Origin of the sequence: Flavobacterium saccharophilum, from assembly GCF_900142735.1 — a bacterium.
Taxonomy (GTDB): Bacteria; Bacteroidota; Bacteroidia; order Flavobacteriales; family Flavobacteriaceae; genus Flavobacterium; species Flavobacterium saccharophilum.
Map to the genome: position 1 here is coordinate 238565 of NZ_FRBY01000005.1, position 19498 is coordinate 258062.

The window sequence follows — 19498 nt, forward strand, 5'->3', positions numbered from 1 at the left end:
GATGGGAACGGCATCCTTTTATGTCCGCTGCGGCGGACGCAAAAGATATAGTGAACAGCAGGATCAGCTCCTGAAAATTATTATTACTTAAATATAAAAACATACGAATGATGAATATAGCACCTAATATACTGAATGCTGTAAACGAATGGCTGACTCCAACATTTGATAAAGAAACACAAGCGGCAGTTAAAGAATTAATGACAACATCGCCTAAAGAACTTGAAGAGAGTTTCTACAAAAATCTTGAATTTGGAACTGGTGGAATGCGTGGTGTTATGGGCGTTGGAAACAACAGAATTAACAAATATACACTTGGAAAAAACACTCAGGGTTTGTCTGATTACTTACATGAAGTTTTCCCAAATCAGCCTTTAAAGGTTGTTATTGCTTACGATTGCCGTCATAACAGTAATACTTTAGCGAAAGTTGTAGCTGATGTTTTCTCGGCAAACGGAATCCAGGTTTATTTGTTTTCAGATTTACGACCAACTCCGGAATTATCTTTTGCTCTTAAATATTTAGGTTGTCAATGTGGAATCGTTCTTACAGCTTCACATAATCCACCGGAATATAATGGCTATAAAGTTTATTGGGAAGATGGTGGACAAATTGTACCTCCGCAAGACGCTGCTATTATTAATGTAATTGAAAATTTAGGCTACGACAAAATTAAATTTGATGCAAACGAAAGCCTAATTAAATATATTGACACTGAAATTGATAAGGCTTTTGTGAAATCGTCTATTGAAAATGCCAGTTTCAATACTCCGGCTGAAGCAAAAGATAACTTACAGATTGTTTTTACTTCATTGCACGGAACTTCAATAAAATCTGTTCCTGATACATTATCTCAGGTAGGTTATAAAAACGTACATATTGTACCGGAACAAGCTATTCCAGATGGAGATTTCCCAACGGTAAAATCACCAAACCCGGAAGAACCAGAAGCTTTGACAATGGCTTTGGCTTTGGCCGATAAAACAAATTCGGATATTGTTGTCGGAACAGATCCTGATTGCGATCGTTTAGGCGTTGCTGTAAGAGATAATGACGGCAAAATGATTTTGTTGAATGGAAATCAGACCATGGTTTTAATGACTTCTTTCCTATTGAAACAATGGAAAAAAGCCGGAAAAATTAACGGAAAACAATTCGTTGGTTCTACTATTGTTTCGACTCCAATGATAATGGAATTGGCAACGAGCTATGGTGTTGAATGCAAAGTTGGCCTGACTGGTTTTAAATGGATTGCTAAAATGATCAAAGATTTCCCGGAACTTCAATTTATTGGAGGTGGCGAAGAAAGCTTTGGTTTTATGGTTGGCGATGCTGTTAGAGATAAAGACGCTGTTGCTGCTACCCTATTAATTTGTGAAGTTGCTGCTCAGGCAAAAGCTGCCGGAAGCAGTGTCTACAAAGAACTTTTACAACTTTATGTTGAAAATGGTTTTTACAAAGAATATTTGGTTTCATTGACCAAAAAAGGAATGGAAGGTTTAGAAGAAATTAATCAGATGATGATTGATTTACGTAAAAACCCATTAAAAGAAATCAACGGACAACGTGTAATTATGGTTGAAGACTACGACTCATCAATTGCATTAAATTTATTGACTGGTGAAGAATCTGTAATGGATATGCCAAAATCGAATGTATTGATCTATTATACTGAAGATGGCTCTAAAATATGCGCCAGACCAAGCGGAACTGAGCCTAAAATCAAATTCTACATTAGCGTTAATGCCGAATTAGAATCCGTTCAGGAATTTGATGCTGCTGAAAAATTCTTAGATCAAAAAATAGAAAACATCATTGCAGGAATGCAATTGAGACAAACACAACATAAATACCTTTTAAAGTAAACCCGACATTGTTTGAATAAACTGTCGGGTTTTAATGGTAAAATAACAACCCATAATGAGTAATTTCAAAAAAATAGTTCCTTTTATATATCCGTATAAAAAATACGCATTCCTAAACATTTTTTTTAATGTTTTGTATGCACTTTTTAGCACCCTTTCGTTTGTTGCTTTAATACCAATGCTTCAGGTATTATTTGACCAAACAAAGGCTAGAAAGGTAAAACCCGTATATCAAGGAATTTTAAAACTCCAGCAATATGGCGAGGATTATTTAAGCTATTACATCACCACAACAAAAGGCAATCACGATCCTGGCTACATTCTATCTATAATGGTAGCGATTATAATTTCTATATTCTTATTAAAAAACTTAGCAGATTATTTAGCCATGTTTTTCATCACTTTTTTGCGAAATGGTGTTTTAAAAGATATGCGAAATGCGTTGTATAAAAAAACACTGGAACTTCCTTTGGCTTTTTATTCTGAGAAAAGAAAAGGAGATGTTATTTCCAGAATTTCTGCCGATGTAAATGAGGTTCAAAACTCATTTTTGGCCATATTGGAACTTATTGTAAAAGAACCATTGACAATAGCTTTTACCATAACAACAATGCTAATTATTAGCACCAAACTAACGTTGTTCGTTTTTATTTTTATTCCTGTATCCGGTTATATTATTTCATTAATTGGAAAACAACTTAAAAAACAATCGACTAAAGCACAGCAAGAACAAGGTACTTTTTTATCTACTATTGAAGAAACTATTGGCGGATTGAAAGTCGTAAAAGGATATAATTCTGAAAACTACTTTAATACAGTTTTTCAAAATTCGACTGAACGTTTTTTTACTTTATCTAACAGCATTGGCAATCGCCAGAATTTAGCTTCTCCTGCGAGTGAGTTTATGGGAATTACTGTTATTGCAATTTTATTATGGTATGGAGGACAAATGGTTTTGATCGACAAAACGCTGAGCGGCCCTTCATTTATTGCCTATATGGGATTAGCTTATAATATTCTAACACCTGCAAAAGCAATTTCTAAAGCTTCTTACGGAGTAAAAAGAGGAAACGCCGCTGCTGAACGTGTTCTTGAAATTTTAGAGCAGGAAAATCCAATTGTTTCAAAACCTGATGCAATCGAGAAAACAACTTTTGATGACAATATCAACATTCAAAATATTAATTTCAAATACGAAGAAACAAGCATTCTAAACGATTTTTCTCTTCAAATCAAAAAAGGACAAACTGTTGCTTTGGTTGGACAATCTGGGAGCGGAAAAAGTACGATTGCGAATTTATTAACTCGCTTTTACGATGTAAACGAAGGAAAAATTTCTATTGACGGAATTAACATCAAAGATATGAGTTTGTACTCGCTTAGAAATCTAATCGGACTTGTTACGCAAGAAATCACTTTATTTAATGACACAATAAAAGCCAACGTTTCATTAGGGAAATTAGATGCCACTGACGATGAAATCATCGAAGCGTTAAAAATCGCTAATGCTTACGAATTTGTAAAAGATCTACCGAAAGGAATTTACACTAATATTGGAGACAGTGGAAGCAAAATTTCAGGTGGACAAAAACAACGTTTGTCTATTGCCAGAGCGGTATTAAAAAACCCGCCTATTATGATTTTAGACGAAGCTACATCTGCATTGGATACGGAAAGTGAAAAATTTGTTCAGGTTGCTTTAGAGAACATGATGCAGAACAGAACTTCGATTATAATTGCTCATCGACTTTCTACAATTCAGAACGCAGATGTTATTGTTGTAATGCAAAAAGGAAAAATCGTCGAACAAGGAACTCACGACGAATTAATAGCACATAACGGTACTTATAACAAATTGGTTACCATGCAATCTTTCGAGTCTTAAAGATTAAAAATAAAAACGCATTCATACAGACGCAGATTAAGGAAATATTAAAACGCTATTTAATTTCTTTAATCTGTGTTTAATTTTCTAACTTTATGTAGATTATTTAACTTTCTAAAAATGTATCTTAATAATCCCAACATAAAACTTCCTGACGACCCCGATACCATTGTCTGGAAATACCTTGACTTATCTAAATTTCTTGATTTACTACTTTCGAAAAAGTTATTCATGTCTCGTTCTGATAAATTTGAAGATCAGTACGAAGGTACGTTTAGCGAGCCTACTTTTGAAGAGATCAAGAAACTGGCTATTGACAATCCTGATTTTTTAAAATATTACAAAACGCAGCGCGAACAAGTTGCTATTAGCAGCTGGCATATCAATGAATACGAATCGTTTGCCATGTGGCAGATTTTCACTCAAAACAGTGAAGGTTTAGCGATTCAGTCGACTATTGGAAGAATGCAAAAAGCATTGAATCCTGAAAATAATTTTGATCAGTATATCGGCGAAGTAAATTACATTGATTATAAAAAAGAATACATTCCGTTTGATGATTTGTTTTTCCCATTTCTGTTTAAACGAAAAAGTTTTCAGTATGAGCGCGAAGTGCGAATTATCACAGATACTTCAAAAAGTAAGATTAAGCTAAACGATGGTATTAAAATCAATGTTGACATCAATCAATTGATTGAAAAAATATACATTCACCCAAAATCGGAAAACTGGTACAAAAAACTCGTTATTGAATTGGTAGAACGATTGGGATTTGGTTTTGAAATTGAAAAATCAGATCTGGAAAGCGATATTTTGATTTAGTTCAAAAAAAAGTTGCTAAGGTTCTAAGATACTAAGCTTCTGAGTTTTTTTGCCATAGATTAAAAGAATTAAAACAGATTTTTTTAAATTACTAAAAATCAAAAGCCATTTGAAAATATAAATTTTCAAATGGCTTTTTTATGTATATAGATTTAAAACCTTAATCCCTTAGCATCTCAGCACCTTAGAACCTTATATCGGTTTATAATTTTTAACTTCCCACTTTTTAGACATCAAATCAATATAGTTATAATGCAAGACATCGTTTTTATCGAATTGTCCATTTTGGTTAGTATCTTCAATAGTTCTAAAATAAATACGATTTTTAGATTCGATCAAATTCCAATCTACTAATTCCTGAAGATCCGGTGAAACTTTAGTAAAATTCTCTCCACTAATATCGCTCAAATACAATGTTTTAATATCACCTGTGTCTATTTTCCCATCTTTATTCGTGTCAGAATCCGTTAAAGTGTAGACCATGATTTTATTTATAGTACGATCTGCAACTGTTTTCAAATAAGTAGCCGTTAAAATCAACACCGGTTTATCTGATAGCGTGCGGATAGAATCTGAGTCCACTCTTTGAAATTTCAGATTTTGCAAATATCCCGTAATTTCATATTCACCTAAATTTGAAATAGTAAAACTCACATCATTTACACTAGAAGAGCCGTAACGTGCTTTTGTTCCTTTTTCAAAAACCCTTAAATCTCCAACCGGATGAATTAAATAATTCGTTCCTTCCATCTGAATAGGCAAATCAGCCACTTCTATCTGGGTAGAATCGGTTTTAGTTAACACTTTTGCCTTATTTGAAGCATCATAAATTACTTTCGGCTTCTGAGCATCATCTTTACAACTCACTACTGTTCCGATTATTACTAAGGCGATATATTTTAGATAGTTTTTCATTTACAAGATTATATTCAATTATCAAATATACTATTTTTGATTGTAATTTTGGTTTTTATTGAATTTCTAAAACAGTAATACTATTCCTAAAACGCAAGAAACTCTTTTCTTATTGCTGAAATTGATATTCTTCAGTTATTGATTTACAACCTCGCATTAATTTTCACATTAAAAACTCTTGAAGTCATATAATTTGGAATCGCATATTGGTTTTTAGAATACACATCGCGAACCCATGTATTAGTAATTGCATTTTGATTATTGAAAAGATTGAAAATTTCAAATCCAACAGATAATTCTTTAAAACCTTTTAACCAATTTGCTTTAGCGGTTTTGGTACTGGCATCAACGAAAACTTTAGCAAAACCAACATCTGCCCTTCTGTAATCGTTTAATCTGTTTTGATACAAATACGGATCTGAATAGGCTGGTGCACCGCCTGGCAAACCAGTATTGTACACTAAATTCAGATACAATTTTACACTTGGAATATTCGGCATATAATCCTGAAACAACATAGCAAACTTTAAACGCTGATCCGTTGGTCTTGCAATATACCCTCTGTTTTCGTAGTTTTCTTCGGTTTTCAAATAACCAAAACTTACCCACGATTCGGTTCCTGGAACAAATTCTCCATTCAGTCTAAAATCTAAACCTTGTGCATAGGCAGTTGCATTATTGTTTGCAATATATCGAATTCTAACATTGTCGATTGAATATACATTTACATCAGATAGTGATTTATAGTAGACTTCTGTGACCCATTTAAAAGGTCGATCCCACATTTTAAAGTTATAATCATTACTCAAAACGATATGAACTGATTCTTGCGCTTTCACATTTGGATTCACAACTCCATTTACATCACGAAGCTCTCTATAAAAAGGCGGCTGATAATAAATACCTCCAGATACTCTGAAAACCATATCCATGTCCCAATCCGGTTTTATAGCAAATTGTGCCCGCGGACTAAAAACGGTCTGATTTTTACCTTCAACAGCTGCTCCGGATACATTCCAACTTTGAAAACGAGCTCCAACATGATACCAAACCTGATTTGAACCAATTGCGGTTTTTTGATTCCACTGTGCATAACCCGCAATTCGGTTTACAGTATTAAAATTTGTTGCACGAACATCCTGATAAGGCAAAAGTGGTCCTGTATACGGCTGATAAGGCTGATTATTTTTGGGCAAAATAACCAAAGGAGGATTTATAGAAAATCCTGCCGAATCAATTACTTCCCACTCCACTACTCTGTCACGAATAGATTCTCGGGTATATTTTAAACCAAATTCTAGTTGGCTGTCGTTTTTCCATTCCTTAAATCCTTTAATTTCGGCATTTGCAATTAAAGCATCCAAATCATTTCGGGCGTGATTGAGCTGAGAACCAATTCCTCGTGTAAAATCAATTGCTTCAGGCTCACCTTCATCGGTAACATTTCCTAAACGATATTGTGCCAAAATATCAAAATGTTCCTGTTCAGTTGTATGAAATAACGAACCAATTAACTTTAAAGTAAAATCAGGAGAAACTTTATAAGTAGTTTTCAGAGCTCCAAAATAAGTATCGTATTGATCTTTTTCCTGCCCTTCATAATAAACATTCAGCTCCATAGGCTGGTCTATAGTACCAAATTTAGTCTGACGTGTTAAAGGCTGATATAAATATTTATTCTGAGAAATATTTCCTAAAAAACTCATTTGCCATTTTTTAGAAATCTCATAGATAATATTGGTTTGAATATCTGCAAACGTTGGCGTATAATTCGTTTCTGTATCCTGACTATTCACCAGCAAACTATTGTTTCGATAACGGATTCCGGTTACAGCAGACCATTTTTTATTTTTAGAAACCAAATCGACCGCTGCACTTGCCCCAAGCAAACTGGCTTCAAAAGCAGCACTAAACTGAGTTGGCTTTCGATAAGTAATATCTAAAACAGACGATAATTTATCTCCAAATTTAGCTTCAAATCCGCCAGCTGAAAAATCAACATTCTGAACCAAATCAGTATTGGTAAAACTCAATCCTTCCTGTTGGCCAGAGCGTATTAAAAACGGACGATAAACTTCGACTTCATTTACATAAACTAAATTTTCATCATAATTGCCACCGCGAACTGCGTACTGTGTGCTCAATTCATTATTTGAATTTACACCTGGCAAAGTTTTTAGAATATTTTCGATTCCGGCATTTGCTCCGGGAATCTTTTTAATCGTCGCAACATCTATTGTAGTAATTCCCTGAACACGTTTTTTATTTTTAGAAGATACAAACACCTCTCCCATTTGTTCCTCGGAATTATTCATTACGGGATTAAAAACGAAAACTTCATTCGGTTTTAAATTCACCGTCAAACTCATCATTTTTAAAGATATATGAGTAAAAATCAAGGATACTTTCTTGTTGGAAGGAATTTTAATTTCAAAAAAACCATTTGAATCTGACTGCGCCACATTTCCCTGAACCGTAATATTTACATCTGAAACGGGGCGGTTTTCCTGATCTAAAATAATACCTTTTACATGTGCATTCTGAGCAAATGAAACACAGCTGCATAGAAAAAGGAAAACAAGTATTAACTTATGATGGCTCAAATGTTGTAGTTTTATTTTTGTTGACTTCTAAAAAAATGAGTTTCAAAGATAGCAGAATTACCCACATTATCAATCACTTCAATTTTTAAATCATTTGCTCCTTCAGCCAATAAAGTATCATCAAATTTGTGTGTTATTTTTCTGGTTTTGTTATCGTATTCAAACAAAACCCAGTCTCCGTTTAAATATCCGTTATAGGATTTAATTCCGGACGAACTATCACTTATTATAAACTGAACTGTTTTATCACTGACCCATTTGCCTTCAATTGGTTTTGCAATTTTAATAACAGGCGCGATTGTATCGAGTACCAAACCAAATTGTCCCAAAGTTTTAGATTTCGCCGTAAAAACATCATTTTTTCTGGTTGTTGCATTATAACTGCCACCTCTTCCTATAAAAACTTTATCTCGTAATGCTTCTGAATAAGTACTGTCCTTTATTGTAATTGTAAAATTAGAATGAACCGGAACCACATCATCATGAATATAAATTTTATTATTTTTCACATCAAAATTCAGATTGAAATCATCGTAAAAAGTTCCAGCCGGAAAAAACACCGACATATTCTCTTTTTCAAAATTGTAATCTTTATTGACTTTTATAAAATATTTAGAAGTTTCGGGAACCTCATTAATGATTGGAGTTGCTGCATCAAATTCGATTGGAACTGTAATGGCGCTTAAATTTCCAAAATAATCAGAAACTTCAATACGATATGTTGAAGCTAAATTCGGCTCGACCGGAATAATTCCACGAAGCGAATCGGTTTTTATAATACTTAACGCAAAAGGTGTTTTCATGAAAAGCTTTTGCACGCGTTGTCCTGATTTTTTATATCTTGGATAATCAATCAAAGCATTTATATAACGCATTTCATCAAACGAATACGTATTAAACTTATAATTGTAATTTGGATTTCCGTTAACGAAAGTCGACACGTTAAAAACGCCATTTCTATTTCCTGAAACATTGTCAAAATCAACAGCATTAATTCCGAAACCAATTTTTCCATTAGCTTTTACTTTACTTGCGAGATAAGTTCCGTCTTTCTGAAGCGCAAGATTCAATAACAAAGGTTGTTTCGATTGATTCACCGTTGTATTATCCATCGGATAAACATACAAACTCGAAATGGTTGGTTTTTTAGTGTCATTTATTTTTTTATCATATCCAAAGAATATTGGATTAATAACAAACTCGGATTTTGTATCTCTAATTTCAAAATGCAAATGCGGTCCTTCAGATGAACCTGTATTACCAGAAAGCGCAATTAACTGTCCTTTTGTAACTGGTAACTCTCCTGGTTTTGGAAACATTTCAATTTCGAATGCTTTTTCTTTATAATGTGTTTTCTGAACATATTCCTGAATGGCGCCAATTGTCGTTTGCAAATGTCCATATACAGAAGTATATCCATTTGGATGTGTAATATAAATACATTTTCCGTTACCAAAAGTCGAAATTTTGATTCTTGACACATATCCTTCAGCAATTGCATAAACATTTAAACCCTCTCTTTGATTGGTTTTCAAATCAAAACCCGCATGGAAATGATTCGGTCTCAACTCTCCAAAATTCCCCGAAAGCTGCATCGGAATATCAAGTGGCGGAGCAAAATAATCTGTGGGATATTGCGTCTGGGCAAAAATAAATTGACAAAATAAAAGGCTAAGTATAGAAAATCTCATAAGGAACATTTTTGCTAAGATAAAAAAATAACAGGCGAAATCCGACGATAATTAATACAAAAATACAATTGATTGAATTTCATTTATTTGTCTATTTTTAATGCAAAAAAATCGATAAAAAATTGCATTAATAAAAAGGAATACTAACTTTGTATGATTAAGTAATGAATAGGATTTATAATGAGTGTAATTGCAGAAATAATTGATACTCTTGAATATAAAGTCGAAAAGCTTTTTGAAAAATCAAAAGGCCTGGAGAATAACAATCAGGAATTACGATTACAATTAGCCAAAGCTGCGCAAATCATCCAGAAACAATCTGAAGAAATGGAGGCTTTGAAAAAGCAATATGATACACTTAAAATAGCCAATTCGTTGCTCGGCAGCGACAATAACAAGAGAGAGACAAAGCTTAAAATAAATTCATTAATTCGCGAAATTGATTACTGTATAGCGCAATTATCAGATTAGAAAAACATGGACGGAAAGCTTAGAATTAAAATATCAATTGCAGACAGAGTTTACCCATTAACGGTTGAACCTGTTCAGGAAGAAGGACTTAGAAGTGCTTCTAAAAAAATTGATGCTATGATTAAGCAATTCGAAGAAAGTTACGCGGTTCGTGACAAACAAGATGTATTGGCTATGTGTGCACTTCAATTTGCATCACAGGTTGAACAAAAACAAATTGACAACGCGATTGATGGCGAAGAAACCATCGAAAGAATTAAAAGATTAAATTCGCTATTAGATCAATATCTCGAAAATTAAACGTTCTTTACAGAAACTAAGATACTGCCTACATTAGTTCACAATTGGTAAACTCAACACTAACAATTTAGAATGAGCAAATCGTCGCTACTATAGTATGCCATGCTTCGGCTTGGAAACTTGAACAGTGAGTTAGCTCAAAACTTGTCTTTACGAGTTTATTCAAGCAATTAATGTAGGCTTTTTTTATATATAAATTTAAACAAACATGGACATCATAACGATCATTATTTCAGGTATAATAGGTATTGCAGCAGGTTTTGGAATAGCTAAGATTATCGAAAAAAGTAATATTTCTAACCTCATAAAAAACGCAAAAAAAGAAGCAGCTTCCATTTTAAAAGATGCTAATTTAGAAGCAGAAAATATTAAAAAAGATAAAATCCTTCAGGCCAAAGAACGTTTTATCGAATTAAAATCAGAACACGAACAAGTTATTTTAGCAAGAGACAAAAAAGTTGCTGAAGTAGAAAAAAGAGTTCGTGATAAAGAATCTCAAGTGTCAAATGAACTTTCTAAAGCTAAGAAAGTAAACGATGATTTTGAAGCTAAAACAGCAGAATATAACAACAAAATTGAAGTTTTAGATAAAAAACAAGCAGAAGTTGACAAATTACACAAAAGCCAATTACAGCAATTAGAAGTGATTTCAGGGCTTTCTGCTGAGGAAGCAAAAGAACAGTTAGTAGAAGGTTTAAAAGCCGAAGCTAAGAGTAAAGCTATGTCTCATATTCAGGATACCATTGAAGAGGCAAAACTTACTGCGCAGCAAGAAGCTAAAAAGATTATCATCAACACCATTCAAAGAGTTGGAACAGAAGAAGCGGTAGAAAATTGCGTTTCTGTTTTCAATATTGAATCTGATGATGTAAAAGGTAGAATTATTGGTCGTGAAGGACGTAACATTAGAGCTCTTGAAGCTGCAACGGGAGTAGAAATCATTGTTGATGATACACCGGAAGCTATTATTCTTTCTTGTTTTGATCCTGTTCGTAGAGAAATTGCCCGTTTGTCATTGCACAAATTAGTAACTGACGGACGTATTCACCCGGCAAGAATTGAGGAAGTTGTTGCTAAAACAGCGAAACAAATTGACGATGAAATTATTGAAGTTGGTAAACGTACAGTAATCGACTTAGGAATTCACGGATTACACCCTGAATTGATTAAAGTTGTAGGTAGAATGAAATACCGTTCTTCTTACGGACAAAACTTATTACAACACTCAAGAGAAGTTTCTAAACTTTGTGGTATCATGGCAGCCGAACTAGGCTTAAATGTAAAATTAGCTAAAAGAGCTGGTTTACTTCACGATATTGGTAAAGTGCCGGATACTGAAAGTGATTTACCACACGCTTTATTAGGTATGCAATGGGCAGAAAAATATGGTGAGAAAGAAGAAGTTTGTAACGCTATTGGAGCCCACCACGATGAGATCGAAATGAAATCATTATTGTCTCCGATTATTCAGGTTTGTGATGCTATTTCAGGAGCAAGACCAGGTGCAAGACGTCAGGTTTTAGATTCTTATATCCAACGTTTGAAAGATCTTGAAGAAGTAGCTTACGGATTTACAGGTGTAAAAAATGCCTACGCAATTCAGGCTGGTAGAGAACTTCGTGTAATTGTAGAAAGCGAAAAAGTTTCTGATGATAATGCAGCAAACTTATCTTTCGAGATTTCACAAAAAATCCAAACAGAAATGACTTATCCAGGTCAGGTTAAAGTAACAGTTATTAGAGAAACCAGAGCAGTTAATATTGCGAAGTAATCTCCATTCTTTATAAAAACAACAAAGGCTATCTTTTTCAAGATAGCCTTTGTTGTTTTACACTAATTTTAGCTCTTATAGATCGCTAAATATAATTTTAAAACTTGTTCCTACTCCTACTTCACTTTCAACCGAAATAGTTCCTTTCATCGCTTCTATTTGATTCCTGGTAATATACAAGCCAATTCCGCGTGCTTCTTCGTGTTTATGAAAGGTTTTATACATTCCAAATAATAAATCACCATGAACAGCTAAATCGATCCCCAAACCATTGTCCGTAATTTTTAATGATTTTTGACCTTCAGGTTCAATTGCAAAATCAAAAACAACAATTGGATCCCGATCCGGATGAGCGTATTTTATAGCATTCGTTGTAAAATTCAACAAAACACTTTCCAGATAAGCCGGGTTAAAATTAATCGTTAAATAATTGGGCACATTATTGACTATAGTGACATTCTTCTGTTTGTCATATCCTCGTATCGTAGTGATTGTTTTTTCAATGTACTCGCAAAGTTTTAAAGGAACGACGGCAATGTTAATATTACTCTGCGTTTTTACGATTTGTGTCAAATTTGAGATCGTATCATTCAAATCATTAGAAACGGTTCTTAAATGTACCAACATTTCACTAACCGTTTGTTTATCAACATCGGCATCAATAAAATCTAAAATTGATTTAATATTTCCGGCCTGAGTATTTAGGTTATGCGAAACGATATGCGAAAAATTCAGCAAACGACTGTTCTGGTCACTGTATAATTTCATCGTTTTTATAATCTCCAATTCTTTTTCTTTCTGTAAAGAAACATCGGTGTGTGTTCCTAACACACGCAATGGTTTTCCGTTTTCATCGCGTTTAATCACCTTTCCACGATCGAGAATCCATTTATAATTACCACTTGAAGTCATTACACGATGGTAGTTTTCGTAATAGGGTATTTTATTATCAAAATGCTCCTGAATATCAGAATAATATTTTGGAAGATCATCCGGATGTACAATTTTATCCCAACGTTCCGGATCGTCAAAGATGTCTGTTGATTCTAATTCCAGAATTTTAAGAGACAATGAAGAATAAAAAACACTATTCGTGACCATATCCCAATCCCAGACACCAACAGTAGAAGCGTCTAGTGCAAATTGAAATCGTTCTTCAGAAATACGTAATTTTTCTTCTTTATCTTTAAGTTCAGTAATATCAGAAACGTGCCCAAAAAAGCTAACACTATCAACAATAGACTTTTCTGTTTTTGAGGAGATTTTAAACCAGCGCAAACCTTTCTTTGGTAAAATAGCCCTGAATTCTATTTCCCAAGGCTTCACCTCCCTGCGTGCTTTTACTAAAGACTGAAAAAAAAGTTCTCTGTCAGCAGGAAAAATTCTGTTGTATATAAGAAGCTTAATATCATTTGTAAACTCTGCCGAAGAAATTTCGAAAATATCATCAGCGGATTTGCTGACAAGCGGAAAAGTATAATTATTATCCCTGTCTATTATAAACTGAAAAAGCAAATCAGGCATTTCAGCTAATAATTTTTTATAAAAATTATTAATCTCTAAGCAATCATCATTTCCATATAAATCAAAAACCATATAGTACCTTTTATGTAAATTGAATGATTAAAATCACCTTTAAACCAAAAAAATGCAGTTCGTCGATTTTATCTGCATTTAATAGAATTTATCATACAATATATTAATTTTTGAGATAAAAACAGAGCCTCTTGAAAAAAAAGTTACTTTCTTGGATGAAAAGAATGCATTACTTCTTTTAAAAAACTTCTGTCCAAATGCACATAAATTTCAGTAGTTGTAATTGATTCGTGACCAAGCATTAATTGAATTGATCTGAGATCGGCTCCATTCTCTAAGAGGTGAGTTGCAAAAGAATGGCGAAGTGTATGAGGACTAATATTTTTTTTAAGGCCAATTTTTACGGCCAAATCTTTAATGATCGTAAAAATCATTGCGCGGGTTAACTGATTTCCTCTCCGATTCAAAAACAAAGTATCTTCACAGCCTTTTTTAATAGTTAGATTGCCTCTAATTTCATTCTGATAAATTTGAATGTATTTCTGTGTTAACTTTCCAATTGGCACAAATCGTTCTTTATTTCCTTTTCCGGTAATTTTTATGAAACCTTCGTCAAAGAACAAATCAGAAATTTTGAGAGAAACAAGTTCTGAAACCCGAAGTCCACACCCGTATAAAGTTTCGAGCATAGCACGGTTTCGTTCGCCTTCATTTGAGCTTAAATCAATCGCTGCTATAAGAGCATCAATTTCCTGAACCGCTAAAGTATCTGGTAATTTACGGCCTGTCTTTGGAGTTTCAATTAATTCTAATGGATTATCAGTTCTATAATCTTCAAAAACCAAATAATTAAAAAAACTTTTTAACCCTGAAATAATACGAGCCTGAGAACGCGGATTCAATTCCTTAGAAACATGATAGATAAATTGCTGAATTGTTTCATCGGTAATTTTTAATGGGGAAACCTCCATTTTATTTATTTCTAAAAAAAGACAAAGCCGTTCAATATCAAAGCTATAATTTTCGATAGTGTTTTTAGACATACCTCTTTCAATTCGCAAATACGACTGATAATCTTTTATATAGCTGTTCCACTTCATGATTACAAAGTAAACATTTTAGACATAAAAATATCTCATACAAAGAGATAAAAAAAAACCTTTTCCAAAGAAGAAAGCTTTTACAATCATTAAATATTCAATTTATAATTTATATCCCACAGCTAAAGAAAATACGCTGTTTTTAATTTTATAATTATCATCTGCAACATGAAAATCCACGGCATTTGACAAACCTAAGTTATAACGGAGATCTACAGAACAATCCTCCAGAAAATCATACCCAATACCAAAAGCCAGACCAAAATCGACAGTTTTAACATGATCCGTAATATTTATACCATTTTCTTCAGCATGCATTAAAAAACCAATTTGCGGACCTGCCTGAACACTTAATCCCTGAATAACAAAATATTTAGCCAAAATAGGCAAATTCAAATAGGCCAATCTAATATCATTATCGTACGCTATACCATCCTTTATAAATTTATTTTTCACTCCGTGAGTTGAGTATAAAAGTTCAGGTTGAATACCAAATTTTTCATCTGTTTTAATTTCCGAAAAAATACCAGCCTGATACCCTATTAAAGTTTCATTTTCATGGAAATCACCAGAGCTATTTGGAAAATTAACACCTCCTTTAATCCCAAATCTACTCCCTGTTCTTTGAGCATATGCAAGACTAAATACCATAACTGCAAGAGAAGATAAAATAATTTTCTTCATTATAATTGATTTTTTTTTGTGAGGTTAAATTAATTAATCAAATATAAAAATATACTTACTAAATTAAAAAATAATTTGTTATCATAAAAAACAAACTATAGACCAAAATGAAATAACCAATAAAAAAACCTTCCCGGATCAGGAAGGTTTTAAAAAATATCTTTTGGCAGAATCTTAGAATTTATATCCCATAGTCAATGCCAAAACTCTGTTTTTTGGACTACCTGCAGTACCAAATTCGTAATCAAGTATATCTGACAAACCAATTGTATAACGAAAATTTACAGAAAGATCATCTGTAAAATTATAACCTGCTCCAAAATTGAATCCAGTGTCTACTGATTTAAAATCACCTTTCGCATCATGTCCCTCTTGCTCAGCGGATACTAAAAACCCTAATTGCGGTCCACCTTCTACTGTAAATTGTTTTGTAATATAAAATTTAGCCAAAACAGGAACATTTATATAGTTTAATCTCTCATCATAATCTCCAAAAGGAGGACTCAAAGTAGCGCCTTGTGCAGAAAATAAAATTTCCGGCTGGATAGCTAATCTTTCAATAATTTTTATCTCAGCAAAACCTCCAACCTGAAAACCTACTAAAGAATTAGCATCCCAATAACCTCCACCTCCATATTTTGTAATATTCAGACCTCCTTTTATTCCAAACCTTGTTTGTTGAGCATTTGTAAATCCAAATGCCATTATTGCAATAGCAACTATAAAAATTCTTTTCATTTTTTATTTGATTCCGGGTTAAATTTATAGGTCAAATATAAAAATATACTTATTAAAAAAAATATTTGTTTTTTTAATAATAATGCAACTATCATAAAAAACATAAATGCAAAAAATAAAATACTGTATAAAAAAACCTTCCTGGATTAGGAAGGTTTTAAAAATATATTCTAATTGTATCTTTAGAATTTATATCCCAAAGTCAAAGCTAAAACGCTGTTTTTTGGACTATCAAAATATTCATCTGCATCATCAACTTCATAATCAAGAACATTAGATAAACCAACAGTATAACGAAGATTCACAGAAACATTATCAGTAAAATTATAACCAGCACCAAAATTAAAACCTGTATCCACTGATTTAAAATCATCTTTAATATCTTCGCCTTCAGCTTTCGCAGATACTAAAAATCCTAGTTGTGGACCACCCTCAACTGTAAATTGCTTTGTTATATAAAATTTAGCCAAAACAGGAATATTTATATAATTTAATTTCTCATCATAATCCCCAAAAGGAGTATCAAGATTAGCACCTTGCATAGAAAATAAAACCTCTGGTTGAATCGCTAATCTTTCAATAACTTTAATCTCAGCGAAACCTCCCACCTGAAAACCTACTAACGAATTAGCATCCCAGTAATCTCCTCCGGAATATGTTGTTATGTTAAGACCACCTTTTATTCCAAACCTTGTTTGTTGAGCATTCGTAAATCCAAATGCCATTACTGCAATCGCAACTAAAAAAATTCTTTTCATTTTTTATTTGATTTTGGGTTAAAATTAATAGCCCAAATATAAAAATATACTTAATAAAAAATAATTTGTTTTTTTTATAATAATGTAATTATAATAAAAATCACCCTATATACGAGAAATGAAATCACCGTTAAATAAAAAAACCTTCCAAATGGAAGGTTTTAAACGTTATAAGCTTTTTAATACATTTAAAATTTATAGTTAAATCCTAAGTTTAGTGAAGAAATAGTTGCATCACTAGCAATTCCCTTGTATGAAACAAACAATTCGATTTTATTATTTTGATAACCAAATTTTGGTTGATATAAAAATCCTCCATCTGCACCTCCATGAGTATTAATAGCATATCCTAAATCTGCACCAAAAAATAAATTGTCTGTAACTGAATATTGAGCAGTTCCTGCAACAGGAACAAAATCCTGATTAGTAGTCGTCATCTCATAGGCAAAATTCCCCATATAGCCAATATAATCTTTACCAACATACATTGTATAGCCTGTAGTTACTCCCGCAGTAAATCGATCCGCTACATTCCAGAGATAGGCAACATCTGCACCTAAATTCATAGAAAAAACATCTGCAGAATTCCCTACTGGCAGACCAACATTTACGCCAACTTTAAAATGTCCATCCTGAGCATTTGCAAATCCAAACGCCATAATTGCAATTACAGATAAAATAATCTTTTTCATTTTTTATTTTTTTGGTTATAATTAAACGATCAAATATAAAAATATACTTATTAAAAAATTACTTGTATTTTAATAAATAAAGCAGTAATTAGAGCTAAAATCTTACGATATAGACAACAGCTTAGAGGAGTTAATAAGACAGAAAAAGACCAAATAACAACTTTTAGCATCGAAAAAAAAACACAAAAATGCTTAATTATCGTAACTCAAAAAAAGTTGTTGTTTTATCATTTTGCGCTTACTGACGGAAATTTAACACTAAAAATGTTATATAGAAATCTTAAATTAATTTTAAAAAAAAAGACATCTATTTCTTATTAAATAAAATTTTAACTAATTTCTAATACCTAAGAATAACAATCTTAAAAAGAGCTCATTATCCCGGTATTTTGAAAAATTATGCGAATTTTATTAATTATTTAATGTAAAACACAAAACAATAAAATCATAATTCTGTAGTTTTGGTCTATATATAACATTAAAAAAATACCAATTTTTAAAAACAATTTTATGAAAAAGATAATTTTAGCAGCTGTACTGTTCCTTGCAACATCAGCTACAATACAAGCCCAATTATTAAAACTTGGAGTAAAAGCAGGGGTTAACTTTGCAAGCCAGCCTGGAGATGCAACATTAAATGGTGTAGCATTTGATAAAGATGGAATTACCAGCTATCATGTTGGTGTAGTTGCAGAAGTAAAATTATTAGAAAAATTCGCGATTCAACCAGAGCTTTTATATTCTACTCAAGGAGCGACTTACAAATTTGCCGATGCTCAGGAAGATTTCAAAAATGAATTAGCCTATTTATCTATTCCTGTAATGGCAAAAATCTACATGACAAAATCATTAAGTTTAGAAGTTGGACCACAAGCTTCATTTTTATTAAGTCAAAAAAATGATGTAAATATCGAAGATGCCAATACTTTTGACTTTGCTCTTAACGCAGGTTTAGGATTAAAAATCACCGAAAGTATATTTGTGCAAGGACGTTACAGTTTAGGATTAACGGATGTTTCTCCTAATGCTGATATTAGAAACTCAGTAGTTCAACTTTCTGCAGGATTCATGTTCTAAAAAGAATATCACATAGTTTTATAAAAACCGTTCTATTAATTGGAACGGTTTTTTTATTTTTACATTCTTGTGAAATGTTTTCTGTAAGATGTCAAATGAATTCAAATCACTTAATAAAACTTAAACTACTTATGAAAATCTGTATTATCAACGGACCTAATTTAAATCTTTTAGGAAAAAGAGAACCTGAAGTTTACGGAAGTCAAACTTTTGAAGATTATTTTGAAACGTTGAAACAAAAATTCCAGGACATTGAACTTACTTATTATCAAAGTAATATTGAAGGCGAGTTGATTGGAAAAATTCAGGAAGTGGGTTTTACTTTTGATGGAATCATTTTAAATGCGGGTGCTTATACCCATACTTCTATAGGTTTAGGCGACGCTATGAAAGCCATTACAACTCCGGTAATCGAAGTGCATATTTCGAATACTTATGCACGGGAAAGTTTCAGACATCAATCCTATTTATCCGGGAATGCAAAAGGTGTTATTTTAGGTTTTGGCTTAAAAAGTTACGAATTAGCGATTCAGTCCTTTTTGTAAATAAGTATCATTTTTGTAAACGAATGTCATCCTGAGCGAAGTCGA

17 protein-coding genes are annotated in these 19498 nt (G+C 32.6%); 8 read left to right on the forward strand and 9 right to left on the reverse strand.

All coding sequences use genetic code 11. From position 1 onward, the window contains the following. Nucleotides 1–110 precede the first annotated feature (110 nt). From BUA98_RS16840 to BUA98_RS16850, 3 genes are all read left to right on the forward strand, one after another. Nucleotides 111–1865: a phospho-sugar mutase gene (locus BUA98_RS16840; protein ID WP_072974459.1), complete on the forward strand. Its 1755-nt coding sequence runs from the start codon at nucleotides 111–113 to the stop codon at nucleotides 1863–1865. Between the two features lie 55 nt (nucleotides 1866–1920). Continuing rightward, nucleotides 1921–3750, forward strand: a complete 1830-nt coding sequence (locus BUA98_RS16845) for an ABC transporter ATP-binding protein (RefSeq protein WP_072974461.1) — start codon at nucleotides 1921–1923, stop codon at nucleotides 3748–3750. Between the two features lie 120 nt (nucleotides 3751–3870). Next, nucleotides 3871–4572, forward strand: a complete 702-nt coding sequence (locus tag BUA98_RS16850) for a hypothetical protein (RefSeq protein ID WP_072974463.1) — start codon at nucleotides 3871–3873, stop codon at nucleotides 4570–4572. A 192-nt stretch (nucleotides 4573–4764) separates the two neighbouring features. Here BUA98_RS16850 and BUA98_RS16855 read toward each other — a convergent pair whose 3' ends face one another. The 3 genes from BUA98_RS16855 to BUA98_RS16865 form a co-directional block, all read right to left on the reverse strand. Then, the gene (locus BUA98_RS16855) at nucleotides 4765–5487 is read right to left on the reverse strand and encodes a CREC-EF hand family protein (protein WP_072974465.1); all 723 of its coding nucleotides are present in this window, start codon (nucleotides 5485–5487) and stop codon (nucleotides 4765–4767) included. Between the two features lie 143 nt (nucleotides 5488–5630). Continuing rightward, complete coding sequence (locus tag BUA98_RS16860; RefSeq protein WP_072974467.1) at nucleotides 5631–8090, reverse strand: TonB-dependent receptor; 2460 nt, start codon at nucleotides 8088–8090, stop codon at nucleotides 5631–5633. A gap of 11 nt (nucleotides 8091–8101) precedes the next feature. Next, nucleotides 8102–9781, reverse strand: a complete 1680-nt coding sequence (locus tag BUA98_RS16865) for a M23 family metallopeptidase (protein ID WP_086065420.1) — start codon at nucleotides 9779–9781, stop codon at nucleotides 8102–8104. 180 nt (nucleotides 9782–9961) lie between these two features. Here BUA98_RS16865 and BUA98_RS16870 point away from each other — a divergent pair, with 180 nt between their 5' ends. The 3 genes from BUA98_RS16870 (at nucleotide 9962) to rny (ending at nucleotide 12323) form a co-directional block, all read left to right on the forward strand. Then, nucleotides 9962–10252, forward strand: a complete 291-nt coding sequence (locus BUA98_RS16870; RefSeq protein ID WP_072974471.1) for a hypothetical protein — start codon at nucleotides 9962–9964, stop codon at nucleotides 10250–10252. Nucleotides 10253–10258: 6 nt separating this feature from the next. Next, a complete protein-coding gene (locus BUA98_RS16875) occupies nucleotides 10259–10552 on the forward strand; it encodes a cell division protein ZapA (protein WP_026984116.1) in 294 nt (97 codons plus the stop codon). A 208-nt stretch (nucleotides 10553–10760) separates the two neighbouring features. Then, nucleotides 10761–12323 carry a ribonuclease Y gene (gene rny / locus BUA98_RS16880; RefSeq protein WP_072974472.1) on the forward strand — a complete coding sequence of 521 codons (1563 nt, stop codon included), beginning with the start codon at nucleotides 10761–10763 and terminating at the stop codon, nucleotides 12321–12323. Nucleotides 12324–12398: 75 nt separating this feature from the next. On the opposite strand, the gene BUA98_RS16885 is transcribed toward rny, so the two are convergent. From BUA98_RS16885 to BUA98_RS16910, 6 genes are all read right to left on the reverse strand, one after another. Further along, nucleotides 12399–13919, reverse strand: coding sequence for a PAS domain-containing sensor histidine kinase (locus BUA98_RS16885; protein WP_072974474.1), 1521 nt, complete (start codon nucleotides 13917–13919; stop codon nucleotides 12399–12401). 143 nt (nucleotides 13920–14062) lie between these two features. After that, the gene (gene xerD, locus BUA98_RS16890; RefSeq protein WP_072974475.1) at nucleotides 14063–14959 is read right to left on the reverse strand and encodes a site-specific tyrosine recombinase XerD; all 897 of its coding nucleotides are present in this window, start codon (nucleotides 14957–14959) and stop codon (nucleotides 14063–14065) included. A 102-nt stretch (nucleotides 14960–15061) separates the two neighbouring features. Then, entirely contained in the window at nucleotides 15062–15643 is a 582-nt protein-coding gene (locus tag BUA98_RS16895; RefSeq protein WP_072974477.1) for a porin family protein, read from the reverse strand. 174 nt (nucleotides 15644–15817) lie between these two features. Further along, complete coding sequence (locus BUA98_RS16900; protein ID WP_072974479.1) at nucleotides 15818–16381, reverse strand: porin family protein; 564 nt, start codon at nucleotides 16379–16381, stop codon at nucleotides 15818–15820. Between the two features lie 182 nt (nucleotides 16382–16563). Then, nucleotides 16564–17139: a porin family protein gene (locus BUA98_RS16905; protein ID WP_072974481.1), complete on the reverse strand. Its 576-nt coding sequence runs from the start codon at nucleotides 17137–17139 to the stop codon at nucleotides 16564–16566. Between the two features lie 188 nt (nucleotides 17140–17327). Next, nucleotides 17328–17831, reverse strand: a complete 504-nt coding sequence (locus tag BUA98_RS16910) for a hypothetical protein (RefSeq protein WP_072974483.1) — start codon at nucleotides 17829–17831, stop codon at nucleotides 17328–17330. A 510-nt stretch (nucleotides 17832–18341) separates the two neighbouring features. Between BUA98_RS16910 and BUA98_RS16915 the strand changes: the two genes are divergently transcribed. Beyond that, nucleotides 18342–18908 carry a porin family protein gene (locus BUA98_RS16915; RefSeq protein WP_072974484.1) on the forward strand — a complete coding sequence of 189 codons (567 nt, stop codon included), beginning with the start codon at nucleotides 18342–18344 and terminating at the stop codon, nucleotides 18906–18908. A 131-nt stretch (nucleotides 18909–19039) separates the two neighbouring features. After that, entirely contained in the window at nucleotides 19040–19453 is a 414-nt protein-coding gene (gene aroQ / locus BUA98_RS16920; RefSeq protein WP_072974985.1) for a type II 3-dehydroquinate dehydratase, read from the forward strand. Nucleotides 19454–19498: the final 45 nt, after the last annotated feature.